This is a genomic window from Salmonella sp. 2020_1395 (assembly GCF_043848115.1).
GTDB lineage: Bacteria > Pseudomonadota > Gammaproteobacteria > Enterobacterales > Enterobacteriaceae > Salmonella > Salmonella enterica.
The window spans coordinates 258197-271862 of sequence record NZ_JBCMFH010000008.1 but is presented as its reverse complement, the minus strand read 5'-3'; the positions used below and the strand labels follow the sequence as shown (position 1 = coordinate 271862).

The 13666-nt window shown below is 50.0% G+C and carries 10 protein-coding genes, 2 tRNA genes and 4 pseudogenes; 9 read left to right on the top strand and 7 right to left on the bottom strand.

From position 1 onward, the window contains the following. Nucleotides 1-112: 112 nt before the first annotated feature. The 5 genes and pseudogenes from ACH0WD_RS15495 (at nucleotide 113) to ACH0WD_RS15475 (ending at nucleotide 6448) form a co-directional block, all read left to right on the top strand. Nucleotides 113-637 (top strand): peptidase, encoded by a 525-nt coding sequence (locus ACH0WD_RS15495; RefSeq protein WP_001219022.1) that lies wholly within the window; start codon nucleotides 113-115, stop codon nucleotides 635-637. Between the two features lie 474 nt (nucleotides 638-1111). Continuing rightward, nucleotides 1112-1983 (top strand): annotated as a pseudogene (locus ACH0WD_RS15490) (integrase domain-containing protein). Nucleotides 1984-2006: 23 nt separating this feature from the next. Next, nucleotides 2007-2285 (top strand): annotated as a pseudogene (locus tag ACH0WD_RS15485) (transposase); the annotation flags it as partial. Between the two features lie 681 nt (nucleotides 2286-2966). Beyond that, a complete protein-coding gene (locus tag ACH0WD_RS15480; RefSeq protein WP_077905768.1) occupies nucleotides 2967-4661 on the top strand; it encodes an SEL1-like repeat protein in 1695 nt (564 codons plus the stop codon). Nucleotides 4662-4717: 56 nt separating this feature from the next. Then, complete coding sequence (locus ACH0WD_RS15475; RefSeq protein ID WP_000669115.1) at nucleotides 4718-6448, top strand: hypothetical protein; 1731 nt, start codon at nucleotides 4718-4720, stop codon at nucleotides 6446-6448. Nucleotides 6449-6505: 57 nt separating this feature from the next. Here ACH0WD_RS15475 and ACH0WD_RS15470 read toward each other — a convergent pair. Then, nucleotides 6506-6610 (bottom strand): annotated as a pseudogene (locus ACH0WD_RS15470) (DUF520 family protein); the annotation flags it as partial. A gap of 47 nt (nucleotides 6611-6657) precedes the next feature. On the opposite strand from ACH0WD_RS15470, the gene ACH0WD_RS15465 reads away from it, so the two are divergent. Continuing rightward, the gene (locus ACH0WD_RS15465; protein ID WP_000957535.1) at nucleotides 6658-6831 is read left to right on the top strand and encodes a hypothetical protein; all 174 of its coding nucleotides are present in this window, start codon (nucleotides 6658-6660) and stop codon (nucleotides 6829-6831) included. 526 nt (nucleotides 6832-7357) lie between these two features. On the opposite strand, the gene ACH0WD_RS15460 is transcribed toward ACH0WD_RS15465, so the two are convergent. Then, entirely contained in the window at nucleotides 7358-8812 is a 1455-nt protein-coding gene (locus tag ACH0WD_RS15460; protein ID WP_000428200.1) for an AMP nucleosidase, read from the bottom strand. Nucleotides 8813-8857: 45 nt separating this feature from the next. On the opposite strand from ACH0WD_RS15460, the gene ACH0WD_RS15455 reads away from it, so the two are divergent. Continuing rightward, the gene (locus ACH0WD_RS15455; RefSeq protein WP_031602446.1) at nucleotides 8858-9019 is read left to right on the top strand and encodes a hypothetical protein; all 162 of its coding nucleotides are present in this window, start codon (nucleotides 8858-8860) and stop codon (nucleotides 9017-9019) included. Here the strand turns inward: ACH0WD_RS15455 and ACH0WD_RS15450 are convergent. The 4 genes from ACH0WD_RS15450 to ACH0WD_RS15435 form a co-directional block, all read right to left on the bottom strand. After that, nucleotides 9008-9334 carry a DUF1493 family protein gene (locus tag ACH0WD_RS15450; protein ID WP_000228158.1) on the bottom strand — a complete coding sequence of 109 codons (327 nt, stop codon included), beginning with the start codon at nucleotides 9332-9334 and terminating at the stop codon, nucleotides 9008-9010. The two genes, ACH0WD_RS15455 and ACH0WD_RS15450, sit on opposite strands and share 12 nt — an antisense overlap. After that, nucleotides 9328-9792 carry an STM2901 family protein gene (locus ACH0WD_RS15445; protein ID WP_000381833.1) on the bottom strand — a complete coding sequence of 155 codons (465 nt, stop codon included), beginning with the start codon at nucleotides 9790-9792 and terminating at the stop codon, nucleotides 9328-9330. The genes ACH0WD_RS15450 and ACH0WD_RS15445 overlap by 7 nt, the downstream gene beginning before the upstream one ends. Nucleotides 9793-10212: 420 nt before the next feature. Then, a tRNA-Asn gene (locus ACH0WD_RS15440) sits at nucleotides 10213-10288 on the bottom strand. A 140-nt stretch (nucleotides 10289-10428) separates the two neighbouring features. After that, nucleotides 10429-11886 carry an EmmdR/YeeO family multidrug/toxin efflux MATE transporter gene (locus ACH0WD_RS15435; protein WP_001538409.1) on the bottom strand — a complete coding sequence of 486 codons (1458 nt, stop codon included), beginning with the start codon at nucleotides 11884-11886 and terminating at the stop codon, nucleotides 10429-10431. Nucleotides 11887-12045: 159 nt separating this feature from the next. Here ACH0WD_RS15435 and ACH0WD_RS15430 point away from each other — a divergent pair. Both ACH0WD_RS15430 and ACH0WD_RS15425 read left to right on the top strand, forming a co-directional pair. After that, nucleotides 12046-12121: transfer RNA gene (locus ACH0WD_RS15430), tRNA-Asn, on the top strand. 165 nt (nucleotides 12122-12286) lie between these two features. Continuing rightward, a complete protein-coding gene (locus tag ACH0WD_RS15425; protein WP_001219034.1) occupies nucleotides 12287-12589 on the top strand; it encodes an Arm DNA-binding domain-containing protein in 303 nt (100 codons plus the stop codon). Between the two features lie 18 nt (nucleotides 12590-12607). On the opposite strand, the pseudogene arsB reads toward ACH0WD_RS15425, so the two are convergent. Further along, nucleotides 12608-13650: pseudogene (gene arsB, locus ACH0WD_RS15420) on the bottom strand (ACR3 family arsenite efflux transporter). Nucleotides 13651-13666 lie beyond the last annotated feature (16 nt).

Below are 13666 nucleotides of genomic sequence, written 5' to 3'. Positions count from 1 at the left end.
AAGTTATCTTTACCCGGTTGATCTGATAAGGTTTGCCGGTTTTTTTGACATCCATAGTTTTTGGGGCTTAATCGGGGCCTCACGGTTCGTTGAGTAAATAGAGCCCCCTCCTATGGCATTAACCGATACCGCTGGCGGCACGCAGACCGATCCGGGTACAGGAAAACCGTCAGAAAATCCACCCGCCGATCCACCGTCAGATGGTCCCGCTTCTGAAAAACCACACGACCCACCCGCCGCTCCCAATAAGCCCACTCCACCGAAAGAAGAAACGCCGCCCGGCGCGCCGGAGAAATACGCGTTCACCGCCCCTGAAGGTCAGGAACTCGATACCAGCGCGCTGGCGCAGTTCGAACCAGTGGCGCGTGAACTGAACCTGACGCAAGAGCAGGCGCAGAAGCTGGTGGACGTTTATCCGAAAGTGCTGGCGGGAGTGCAACAACAGCAAGCGGAGTCATGGCAGAAGCAAACAGAAGACTGGGCTGCGGCAGTTAAAGCCGATAAAGACATTGGCGGTGACAAGCTGGCGTCTAATCTCGGCGCAGCTCAGCGGGCTATCGACACGTTCGGTACCAAAGAACTGAAAAAGTATCTCGATGGTACCTGCGCCAGATCTCTGGTCAATACTGCACCGTGACGGAAGCGATTCCACCCGGCACCCGTTACCACATCAACGCCTTTTACTTTACGGGCTGCGGCCTGCAAAGACGTCCGGCTTTGCTGCCGCGTGACCGTAAAACAACACCAGAGTCTGCGATCTTTCGCGTACTGCACTCGACCAGTGCGTCGCTTTCGTCGCGCAAAGCGACAAAGTGACGCACAACCACTACACCGCGCCATGCCCCTGTTTTCGGGGTTCCGGCGTTCATTCCCGAATCTGACACGCCTTTTTGGGGCCGCTGTCAGCAAGAAAGAAGAGAAAAAGATCGATACCGAGGGGGGGCATGATGCCCCGGAGAATTCCTGCTCACGCAGGCAGCCTGTACCGCGTACAGTCTGAAACTCCCTATACCTCAACAAACTGCCACTCCGGCGTAAAGGTATCGTTCTGGCGCAGCCAAAGAGCATACGCCGGAGACTGTTTGTGTTCTCAAAATCACAGGAGAAGTGTATGGGCAAGTTAGGTGGTGAAATGAAGGCACTGGCAAAGCACTGTGGTGGTAGCCATAAAACGGTGAACGATCGCATTCATATCGTGCAGCGTTTCGATCACCACTTACGGGCTTTGAACGTCCATATCCAGCGGGTTGCGCAGATTAAGGTGCGCCACATTGAAAGCTATATTCATGAAAGGTTGGCGCAGGGGATCGGCAAACGCACGCTGCAAAATGAAATGGCCTCGCTGCGCGCTGTTCTGCAACAGGCCGGGCGTAAACAGGTGGCAGAGCATGAGCGGCTGACTAATAAATCGCTGGGTTTGTCTGGTGCATCGCGCAGCGGGACGCGACAGGCGATCACGCCGGAACATTATCATCATGTGCTGGAGACGGCCCGCATGAAAGATCCGGGACTGGCGGCGGCGCTGGAACTGGCGAGGCTGATGGGCTTACGTTCACAGGAAGCGGTGCAGAGCGTGCAATCGCTGAAAACGTGGAAACAGGCCATTGAACGCAGCGATACGCGCTTAACCGTGGTGTTCGGCACCAAAGGCGGACGGCCCGCGAAACGGTGATTCTGGATACTATAGCTGTCAGAAAAGCGCTGGATAATGCGCTGGCTATTGCAGAAAGCCGTCATGGCCGACTGATCGACAAACCGGATCTGAAAAGCGCGATGGACTACTGGCACAACCAGGCGGCGCGTATTGGTCTGACCGGCGCATATTCTCCGCATTCCCTGCGTTATGCGTGGGCGCAGGATGCCATTAGTCACTATCTGGCGCAGGGGTTCAACAGGAAAGAAGCGCTGGCAATTGTGGCGATGGATCTGGGGCATGGAGACGGGCGTGGGCGGTATGTGGCGCAGGTGTATGGGCAAATTTGACAGTTGGCTAAGAGCGAGCAGCGGATGGAGCTGGTTACCACAGTTCACAGTTAGTGAAAGACTGGGCGGAGGTGGTAAATATCAGGCTGCATTACCTTCCCCCTTACAGTCCAAACCTGAATCCGATAGAACGAATGTGGAAATTAATGAACGAACATGCCCGGAATAATCGCTACTTCAGCAGTACGCGAGAGTTCAGGGACGCAATATCTGTCTTTTTTAACCAGACGCTGCCGGATATAGCGGACTCACTGGCATCCCGAATTAAAGATCACTTTCAGGTGCTCACTCCCGCATCTTGAGGTTTATTGGGTATATAATCGTTAATAATCATCAGCGCGTTATTATCAAATTAAAAACAACGCGCTCGTAATACTTAAATTATTCTTACTGGTAACTGAAGCAAACTCTCCTGCCAGAATATGCTCCTCGCATCCTTTACATTAACTCTTTGTTTCTATAGCATGAAATAAGTTTCAGGGAGTTATTATTCATACAAGGAGAACATCTTGAAGAAAATATTCATAACAATTATAGTTTCATTATATTGCGCGAATATATGTGCAAAACAATCCCCCAGTACAGAATCCAAACCCGTTAATTTCATCGCCCAAATTGGAAATATCGATTTTAATAAAACCGCCATTAGCAGTGACCTGAAACTTTTACTCGCCGACCGTTATTATTTTAAAGATAAAACACCCTGTAATACTAATACCCTTTCTGCGCGCGCAGAATCAATGGGACTGACGACAGAGGAATATATTAATAAAATACGCAGTTTAAGACCGGCTATTCTCGATGACCGTTATTTTTACCTGACGGTCGATCAGTGCGATGCTGGCGGCACGCCCATGCTGACTGGAATCGAGCTATGTACCGAAGCGCTGTGCGGTGTCGAATACATGAAAAGATCGTCTGACTTGTGGCTGGATGATGAACTGCAACCGACGGTTAAACGTCAGGCAACAACAGTAGTCCATATGCCTCTCCCCTATGACAAAGAGAAAAAATTATGGAAAGTCACCGGCTGGTATCTGGAATCCTCAGAAGAAACAGGGGAAGTGATGCAGAGTAAACAGATAGCCTTTGAAGGCTATACCAACGAAGAAAACTTCGCTAACCGACAACGTGTTTCTGTATTTAAATCTTTCTATGAAAGCAGCAATCTCAAAAGTATTTATCATTATAATGCGCAAAATAAGCGTGACGGAAAAGCTGAAACTTACTTTGATGAAAAAGACAAAATAGCGGAAACGCTGACGTTTAAAGATGGTCAACCCGAAGGGGAATACATCGTATACCATGAAAACGGAGCCGTTGAAAGTAAACGTTACTTTGCCCAAGGTAAAATTAAAGATGGCGAATGCCCACATTTTTATGATAACGGCGTTTTAAAACAAAAACACAGCTATTTAAATCAGAAACTGGAAGGCCCGGCATTTGAATATTTCCCTGATGGGAAAATAAAGGAGAAATATTCATACAGTAAAGGCACCATTGTCGGCACCAGTACGGAATATTATTCTACCGGTAAAATTCGTGGTGTTTACCACAGAAATAACCAAGGTGAAAACGACGGAACGTTCGAACAATACAGTGAAGAAGGCAAACTCCTTTCTAAAGCGACCTATAAAAATGGCAAACAGCTTTCTGCTCAGAGCTGGTATGGGAATGGGCATCCCAAAGAAGAATCCTCTTTTGATAGTGAAGGCCGTAAACATGGTGCGGTCAAAGAATGGTTCAGCAACGGAAAGCCTGCCTCATCCAAAATGTATAAACATGATGTGTTAGACGGGGATTCCGAAAAGTGGTACGAAAATGGTCACCGCGAATCAGTCTATCCCTATAAAAACGGTATGCTAAATGGGGACGCTAAGCACTGGAATGAACAGGGCAAACTCACCTATACCACCGAATATAAAGACGATAAAAAGCAGGGAGCCGATCGCCGCTGGAGCGAACGTACCGGTAAACTTGTTGAAGAGGTTATGTTTGCTAATGATGAAAGAAACGGCCTGAAAAGAGAGTTTAACGATCGTACGGGTAAGGTCTTAAGTGCGCTGCCCTATGTCGATGGCGACAAGGAAGGTACAGAAGAAGCCTATGATGAAGACGGCATAAAATACATCCGTTGTTACCACAACGATAAAGAGCTTTCAGAGCTATATGCGCCGACTGACGTCACCAATAAGGCAAAGCAGGGTGACAGCACTGCGCAATATCATTTAGGTAAGTATGAGTTTGAATGCACAAACTACGATGCGGCGATGAAATGGTTAACTCAGTCCGCAGAGCAAAATCATCCCGGCGCGCTTCTCTTTTTGGCCTATGCGTACAACGACGGTGATGGCGTAGCGCAAGACAGCAAAAAATATCTCTCCTATTTATTCAAAGCGGCAGAGCTTGGCGAAAGTTATGCGCAGTTAGAAGTGGGATATTTAAATCTTATCGGCGAAGGAATGCCGAAAAACCTGCCGGAAGCCTATAAGTGGATTAAAAAATCCGCTGACCAGGGAAATGCTCAGGCGCACTATAACCTTGGACTCATGTACAGGAATGGTGATGGCGTTGAGAAAGACCTCAACAAAGCCAAACTTCATCTTACAGCGGCGGTAAAAGGCGGCGTCAAACCTGCACTGGCAGCCTTAAAGGAATTAACGCCTCAAACTAAGTAAATATGACTTTGCTGTAAAGAGGCTATTCAAACGGAACTGAAAGGATACACGTTGCTATGAAATTTAAATTCGCCACATTACTCACAGCCGCCACGGTTTTTTACTCTTATCAGAGCGTTGCACAAAGTCAGCAATCGCCTGATGTCTGGTCAGTTGTCGAACAGAAACTGCAAAATGCCGTCCCTTTAAATGAAAACACCACTTTTAAATCGCAGGCAGCTTGGTTTGAATTACACAGGGAACTGTTTATGTACGGCCCGATGAGCCGTGCGGATGCATTACTGAAAAAGCTGGACACACAATCGAATGATGCGAAGTTTTCGCTAAACCATGAGGCCTCGTGGATCGCTGAAAATAATAGCCCGGATGCCGCGATGGTTTTCCTGTCCAAAATTGGTCTCGATAAACCGTCGAGCATTACCGCCTACGAGAGCTACGTTGATGGCTGGGTTAATCGCAAACAGCCTGAAAAAGCCTTAGCCCTTCTTAGCAAAAATGCCGACGCGAGGAATTTTTATTTAGCCACGGTTTTAGAATCCTGGCGCTCAGAGCCTGATAAAACCGCCGCTATTTATAATGAAAATTACGCTGATAAAATTGTTGTTCCTTATACTCAGCTAAAAATGCTGCTTATTATTGCGAAGCAGTACCATGCCAAGGGCGACACCGCAAAGGCGTTGGTTTACGCAGATAGCGCGCTGAAAATGTTTGATACGGCTATTGCTCAACAACCGAGTGCTGAAGCCTACCGTTATCAGGAGTATCTCGACCTGATGGAGATCTATTACGCCACGGGTAATAAAGAGAAGGCGATGGCGTTGTCTGCGAGATTGCGCAAAGCAACCGGCAATAAAGGAAGCTATTTCCAGTATTCATTATCGGGATTGCTCTCTTTTTATAAGAAAAACGAGCTGACACAGAATTATCAAGAGACGCTTTCAACCTATGTGACGCAGGTCGATAAAATATTCAATTTTGCCCCTTCACCGCGCATTGAAATGGAGCTGATTGATTTATTAAGCAAGCTTGATGATGTTGCGCTGATGAATAAGCGTATCGATTTGCTGATGAGCGCGCCGGAATATACCTGCTACGACGACAGGTATTGCTACGAGTACAAAATCAAAGCGCTGAAGAATCTCTTTCAGCATAAGCAGAATGCTGTGGCGGAAAAGCATATCGCAACCCTCTCCGCCGAGGCGCAAACCCTGACGTTCGCCGAATGGGAAGATGCAACAAATGAAATGGGTGAAGTACTCGAAGAAATTGGTCATCCTGAGGCAGCGCAAAAATTAGCCGTCAGCGCCGAGGCGATTTACCTCAGCCAGGCAAAAGCCTGGCCTGATGAAGATATGTCGCGTTCCTTTCAAAGACTTGCGGAGCTTTACGGCTATGGCAACGACACGGTGAATGCCAAACGGGTGTTACACCAGCACGTTCCCTCTCTCGAAGAGGAGGCGATGATCGACCACTACATGAATGCAAAACAGTGGAGTCAGGCAAGGGAATTGATGATTAACGCAGATAGGGTCGATAATAAAAACCTGATGCTGTTACGCCAGATTTGTTCTGAAAACACGCCCGAGTGTCAGGAACATATTACCTTTACGCTGAAAAAATTAACCACGCAGGCGTCGATTACCCGCCAGGACGACACCGGTAATCAGCAGCTTTATCAGATTGGGAATATTTTTCACAGATTGGGTATCATACCGGGAGCGGAGCAGCAGGCGCTGATTCAGGCGTTGTATAACAAGGCCGCAGAGATTAAAAAAGCCACGCCTTAATCGATTTACCCGCCCGGCCACCTTTCTCACATGCGGGAAGGCGGCGGGCGGGAAAAATCAATCGCGGAAGTTTTTGAACTGGAACGGCTGGCCCAAATTGCCGCCGCGCACCAGCGCCATCGCTGCCTGCAGATCGTCGCGGGATTTACCGGTCACACGCACTAACGTAAATTCGAATCCAAACCCACAGAGATTACCGCAAGATATTAATGTTGACCCAACACCGCCTGCCGGAAGACCCGCGCTGGAACGCCCTGCACGAGGAGTTCAGCTTTGACGACGACGACAACCTGCTGGGCATGAACATGCCGCCCGAAGGTGGCGAGCATCAGGCGAAAGTCAAAGGCGACCGCCTGCTGCTACAGGGCAGACCACCACTATGAGTACGACGAGTTCGGCAATCCCATCGCTGACCGCTGGGGCAAGGCGCAGTGCCGGGAGCACCGATTTGAATGGAACGGCGAGCACCGGCTGGTGCGCTTTACCGACGTGCGCCACTATGATGATGAAGGCTTTCCGCGCCACTCGTGGCGCTATGAGTTCGATAATGGCGTGACCACTCTATATCCCTGTCCAACGCGAAAATCCTCAGTATCAAGCCTTCAGACCCCCCTTTAAGCTGACCGCTTCTCACGGTCGGTATCTGCTTGTTAATCCGGGCTTGTGGGTCAGGCGCTCAAGGAGCGTGAAGTGCGACGCAATATTTTCGCCTTCCGGCGCGTTTCCTGACGTAGACGCGATTATCGGCGACAGATCTCCGGCGATGGTGATGGTGATGAAGCTCGCGGCACAATAAGGCCTTAGCGGGATGCAAAATCGCCTCCCGCTAAGGCTTCATTCAGCCGCTTTTCATATCACATAAATACGCCTCTTCCACTCCTGTCCAACAGCAGGCGACAGCTCATTTCGTTAGCGAAACGGTGGCTCATTAAACGTGCGTAATTTACGTGAGTGCAAACGATCACCTTCTGCGCGTAGCAAATCAATAGCACGAATACCAATTTGCAAATGTTCTGAAATAGCCCCCTCATAAAACCGGTTTGCCTGCCCGGGCAGTTTAATTTCACCGTGTAAAGGTTTGTCAGAAACACAAAGCAGCGTGCCGTAAGGCACACGAAAGCGATAGCCCTGGGCTGCAATCGTCGCGCTCTCCATATCAATCGCAACCGCGCGGCTAAGGTTGAATCGCAGCGCCGATGCGGAATAACGAAGCTCCCAGTTACGGTCATCCGTGGTGACGACGGTTCCCGTGCGCAGTCGCTGTTTCACCTCTTCGCCGGGCATTCCGCTAACCGCTTTGGTAGCGTCGTACAGCGCACGCTGTACTTCCGCAATGCTTGGAATAGGAATATCAGGCGGCAGAACGGCATCCAGCACATGATCATCGCGTAAGTAGGCATGGGCCAGCACATAATCGCCAATCGCCTGACTTTCTCGTAACCCTCCACAGTGCCCAATCATAAGCCAGACGTCAGGCCGCAACACGGCCAAATGGTCGCAAATCGTTTTAGCATTTGAAGGGCCAACACCGATATTTACCAGCGTAATCCCCTGCCCATCTGCCGTTACCAGGTGCCAGGCGGGCATCTGATGTTTCTTCCAGGCCAGATCGGAAATAGCCTCTTCCGGCGCTTCCGTTTCTGCCGTGATCCAAATTCCGCCAGCACAGGAAAGCGCGACATAGGGACTGTCAGGATCAAGAATTTGGCTGCATCCCCAGCGCACAAACTCATCGACATAGCGGGTGTAGTTGGTAAACAAAACGAAGGGCTGAAAATGTTCAACCGGCGTACCGGTATAGTGCCGTAACCGGGCCAACGAGAAGTCAACACGACGCGCGTCGAAGTGCGATAACGGATAGAATTCGCCGGGGTGGAACAGACCGTCTGCTGTCTCATCGCCAATCTGCGCCAGTTCTGTGGTAGGAAAATGGCGCGTTAGCCCAGCGCTCATAGAACGATCCAGCGTCAGAGCCGAGCCATCGATCACGTAAGGATACGGGATCTCATGGTGCGAGGCCTCCACCGCAATATGCGCGCCATAATCATGGTAAACGAGGTTAAGCTGTTCCAGAAGATAAGCGCGAAATAGCGCAGGCCGCGTAACGGTAGTGGTATAACAGCCGGGATGAGTAAAGCGTCCAAAAGCGCGTGTTTTAGGCGGGTTCGGTGTCGCGCCATCCCAGCTTACAGACAGCGAAGGATAAACAAACAGTCCGTTAAGCCTGGCGTGGGGATCGGGCAGCGTACCGTTATCAACATAGTCAGCGATGGCTTCACGGAGCGCGTTAACCGACTGCTCGTACAGCTCCTCCAGGCGCTCCAGCGCCTGCTCGGGCGTCAGGTTTGTGCCTTTATTTTCCATATTATTCTCCTTAGCGTTCACAGGTGAGGCACGTCATTCGATAGTATGACAGCAAAGGAGGAAACTAAAGGGGTTAGCGTAAGGGTGGCGGCAGTAAACATGAACCCTTTAAAAAGAAAAGAGAGCTATCTTAGCGCCACCATCATCGCTCAAAAAGAAGGGTACTGGTACAGCCATTTGTTAAGTTCATTACAATTAGTCATATAACCATTTCCCGGCTTTTGCTGACTCGATCAGCATGCTGATAGTGAAATCTGGGACGGGTACAGGCTCCGTTTTCTTGAACGGATGCCATGAAAAAGGGTGATTAGGAAAATAGGTTTCTATTCTGAAGTTACCTCGCTCGACATTGAGTTCCTCGAAGAATTTATTCATGAGATCTTCGGCTTCAAGTTCATCAATGCTCAGATCAGTATCAAGGTCAATCTCTGGTGTTAGTTCCACTTGCTTAATGTTGAACAGATATGTGCCAGCATAAGGCCGTACAAGCTCGTAAACTTGCTGTTCAATATTGTCTACCATAACTTATCATTGCCCCGAGCAATGGTATTGTAGTCGCGTATAGTGCGATATGTTATTTGTGACACATCTGCGGCAAGGATAATTTCCCCGATCAAAGGAATGGAACGTCCAACAAACGGCGCAATGTTACGAACCATAACACGTCTGGCTGTCCATGGGGTGTAACCGCCTAACCATGTCGGAAGGGATATTCCAAAGGGAAATTTTGACTTTTTAAACACTGCACGTGCAGCCCTGGACGCGTATGATGTGCCTTTAGTCGCTCCAGCGGGTTTCGCCCTTGTCCAGAGATTATTACGACCTGATACCAGAGCAACAACGGCCCCGAAATCTGCAACACCAATCCCAAACTGGCTTGCGGTATTCTCACAAAAAATCATAAACAGAAGTTCGGCAGCAGTCAGATTGAATTTTCCTGCATAGAAGTATGTTCCATTTAGTTCTTCTACTGTATCCATTAGAAACTCTATAGTTGCTATTTTGGTTTACTTATTGTACAGCCTTGTTTCGAATGAAAGAAATCAATCTTTTGGGAAAGAACGGATCAAGATCACGGGAAATATCTGAAATCAGATGAAAGAGACAGTCGCGATTCCCACCAGGGGCATCACCTGGCAAGCTTGTGTGATCGCTCCGTTTGAACCGAACACATCTATATGTCAGCATACTGATACGGGTTTGATCTTGCGGATAGCGGTATCGGTTAATGCCATACGTGGGGGCTCTATTTTTCCAACGAACCGTGAAGCCTCCGATTAAGCCCCAAAAACTATGGATATCAAAAAACCCGGCAAACCTTCTCAGGTCAACCGGGTAAAGATAAGTTATTGTTTTTTTAAACGTCTCCGGACTCGCTGGGATATCCCGAAACTAAAATTTGGCTCCTCTGACTGGACTCGAACCAGTGACATACGGATTAACAGTCCGCCGTTCTACCGACTGAACTACAGAGGAATCGTGTGAACGGGGCGAATATTAACGAGGTGCCCCTGGCTTGTCAAAGCCTGTTTTCACAAAAAAAGTTCGTTTGCTGCTTTATTCCACACTTCGGTTAAAATTCACCGTTTCCTGATGATTTTCACAGCAAAAAGCGCTTACTCCCTCTTTACGCGCGGGTATCTCCACAGCCAGCGCCCGCTTACCAGACGCCAGTAAAACAGCGCGCCGCGCACGGCCCAGTCAAGAAACATCCCCAGCCAAACCCCTACAACCCCCATACCCAGCACAATACCAAGCGTATACCCTGCCACAACGCGACAGCCCCACATCCCCAGCATCGATACCCACATCGCAAATCGCACATCGCGCGCGCCTTTAAAACCCGACGGCAGCACCCACGCGGCCGCCCAAATTGGCATAAAGGCAGCATTAAGCCAGAGCAGAACTTTAACTACCTCTTTTACGTCCTGCTCCTGGGTATAAAATGAGGCAAACAGACCCGCGAACGGCGCTGTCCCCCAGGCGATTGCCGTAAGTACGATAGTCGACATCCAGAATACATGGCGCAATTGACGCTCTGCCTGACCAATTTGCCCGGTACCAAGACGCTTACCGGTGATAATAGTCGACGCCGAACCAAGGGCGTTACCCGGCAGGTTGATAAGCGCCGCCACGGAAAAGGCAATAAAGTTGCCCGCAATAACGTTAGTGCCCATTCCTGCGACAAACATTTGCGTCAGTAGCTTGCCACCGTTGAACAGCACTGATTCAATGCTCGCCGGAATACCGATACCCATCACTTCCCAGATAATGCCGAAATTCAGCGGCTTCAGATAGCTTTTCAGCGGAATGCGCAGCGCCGGATTAAAACCAATCATCAGCACCCAAATAATCGCTACCGCGCCGATGTAGCGCGAAATGGTTAATCCCAGCCCCGCGCCGGCAAAACCCAGCCCTTGCCAGGAGAAAGCTCCGTAAATCAGGATGCTGCTGATGATAATATTGAGAATGTTCATCCCGCCGTTAATCATCAACGGGATTTTCGTATTCCCTGCCCCACGCAGCGCGCCGCTACCGATTAGCGCAATTGCCGCAGCCGGATAACTCAGCACCGTCAGTTCAAGGTACGTTAACGCCAGCCCCTTTACTTCTGGCGTCGCCTCGCCTGCGACAATATTAATAATTTCACTGCCGAAATAATGAATGACCACTGCCAGCACAACGGCAAATAGCGTCATAATCACCAGCGACTGGCGCGCCGCCGCCCTTGCGCGTCGCCTGTCGCGCTTGCCCAGGCTAAAGGCAACCACCACCGTAGTACCAAGATCGATAGCCGCAAAAAAAGCCATAATTACCATATTAAAACTGTCGGCAAGCCCCACGCCCGCCATTGCTTCCTTGCCCAGCCAACTGACGAGAAAAGTACTGAGCACGCCCATTAGCAAAACACAGGTATTTTCCAGAAAAATGGGGATAGCAAGTGGGGTGATTTCACGCCAGAACAACACTTTGTAGCTCTTGCGTTTGGCATACCAGGGCGTACGGACGACAGCCTGGCGTAAGGCAGTGGAGACGTTCAAAATGGACCTTAAAGAAGAGAGTTGAAACCACATTTCAATAATGAGCGAGAAATCGTAAGGCTGCAAAGCTTTTTGCAGAAAAAATGTCTGCAAATGCAACAAAGTGATGAGATAACCCGCAATCGAATCTGTAAGAGGTTAAATGGGGTTTGACAAAAATTTTTCCGCCGCTAATATACGACCCCACACGATTCCTCTGTAGTTCAGTCGGTAGAACGGCGGACTGTTAATCCGTATGTCACTGGTTCGAGTCCAGTCAGAGGAGCCAGATTTTAGTTTCGGGACATCCTGGTGAGTCCGGAGACGTTTAAAAAACAAGAAGTTATCTTTACCCGGTTGACCTGATAAGGTTTGCCGGGTTTTTTGACACCCATAGTTTTTGGGGACTTAATCGGGGGCCTCACGGTTCTTTGAGAAAATGAAGCCCCCGCCGATGGCATTAACCGATACCGCTATCCGCAAGATCAAACCCACCGAGAAATCCTTCAAGATTACCGACAGTTCAGGACCCTACCTGCTGATCAAACCCAACGGCTCGAAACTCTGGTACATGAAGTACCGCATTGACGAGAAAGAGAAGAAGCTGGCTTTTGGCCCCTATGCGGTGAAAAAACAGTTAATCAGGTCGAACCCTGCGCAAAATCTGGATGGTGAGTTCACGCCGCCTGAAACACAGCATTACCCGGCCCTGCCCCTTGAGAAACTGTCTGAATGTTTGCCGCGAACGGATAATTAGAGAGGGATAATATCTCCGCTAAGCTCTCTCATACCACCCTTTCGAACGATTCACCACCCGCACAACCAGCAGCATCACCGGCACCTCAATGAGCACCCCAACCACGGTCGCCAGCGCCGCACCGGAATGAAAACCAAACAGGCTGATTGCCGCTGCGACAGCCAGTTCAAAGAAGTTCGATGCGCCGATCAGGCTGGATGGACAGGCAATATTGTGCTTTTCGCCCACCAGTCGATTCAACCCATAGGCCAGTGCCGAGTTAAACAGCACCTGAATCAGAATCGGCACCGCCAGCAGGGCAATGACCAGCGGCTGTTGCAGAATGGCTTCGCCCTGAAACGCAAACAGTAACACCAGCGTTGCCAGTAATGCCGCCATTGACCACGGGCCGATTTTCGTCAGCGCATTATCGAATGCCCCTTGCGTAGCAGGGCCTTACGCCAGAGCTGGGCCAGAATAACCGGCACAACGATGTACAGTACCACGGAGGTTAACAGGGTGGCCCACGGCACGATGATTGAGGACAAGCCGAGCAGCAGCCCAACAATCGGCGCAAAGGCGAAAATCATGATGGCATCGTTCAGCGCCACCTGCGACAGCGTGAAATAAGGGTCGCCGTTGGTGAGTCGGCTCCAGACAAACACCATTGCCGTACAGGGTGCGGCGGCCAGCAGAATAAGCCCGGCAATGTAGCTGTCAAGCTGATCGGTTGGCAGCCACGGCGCAAACAGGTAACGGATAAACAACCAGCCAAGCAAGGCCATTGAGAACGGCTTAACCAGCCAGTTGATAAACAATGTCACGCCGATCCCGCGCCAGTGCGCTTTGACCTGACCCAGCGCCCCGAAATCAATGCGCAGCAGCATAGGAATAATCATTACCCAGATAAGTAAACCGACCGGCAAATTAACGCGGGCGATCTCCAGACCGCCGATAACGCGAAAGACGCCTGGTACCACCTGTCCGAGCAAAATGCCGATGGCGATGCAGAGCGCAACCCAGACGCTCAGGTAACGTTCAAACAGGTTCATGGCCGGAGCGGCCTGGGTTTGTGCGGACATAGCAGACTCCTTTGGG

Coding starts and splice junctions, on each gene's coding strand:
- ACH0WD_RS15495 (WP_001219022.1), top strand. CDS start 113: ATGGCATTAACCGATACCGCTGGCGGCACGCAGACCGATCCGGGTACA.
- ACH0WD_RS15480 (WP_077905768.1), top strand. CDS start 2,967: ATGCCTCTCCCCTATGACAAAGAGAAAAAATTATGGAAAGTCACCGGC.
- ACH0WD_RS15475 (WP_000669115.1), top strand. CDS start 4,718: ATGAAATTTAAATTCGCCACATTACTCACAGCCGCCACGGTTTTTTAC.
- ACH0WD_RS15465 (WP_000957535.1), top strand. CDS start 6,658: ATGTTGACCCAACACCGCCTGCCGGAAGACCCGCGCTGGAACGCCCTG.
- ACH0WD_RS15460 (WP_000428200.1), bottom strand. CDS start 8,812: ATGGAAAATAAAGGCACAAACCTGACGCCCGAGCAGGCGCTGGAGCGC.
- ACH0WD_RS15455 (WP_031602446.1), top strand. CDS start 8,858: ATGACAGCAAAGGAGGAAACTAAAGGGGTTAGCGTAAGGGTGGCGGCA.
- ACH0WD_RS15450 (WP_000228158.1), bottom strand. CDS start 9,334: ATGGTAGACAATATTGAACAGCAAGTTTACGAGCTTGTACGGCCTTAT.
- ACH0WD_RS15445 (WP_000381833.1), bottom strand. CDS start 9,792: ATGGATACAGTAGAAGAACTAAATGGAACATACTTCTATGCAGGAAAA.
- ACH0WD_RS15435 (WP_001538409.1), bottom strand. CDS start 11,886: ATGTGGTTTCAACTCTCTTCTTTAAGGTCCATTTTGAACGTCTCCACT.
- ACH0WD_RS15425 (WP_001219034.1), top strand. CDS start 12,287: ATGGCATTAACCGATACCGCTATCCGCAAGATCAAACCCACCGAGAAA.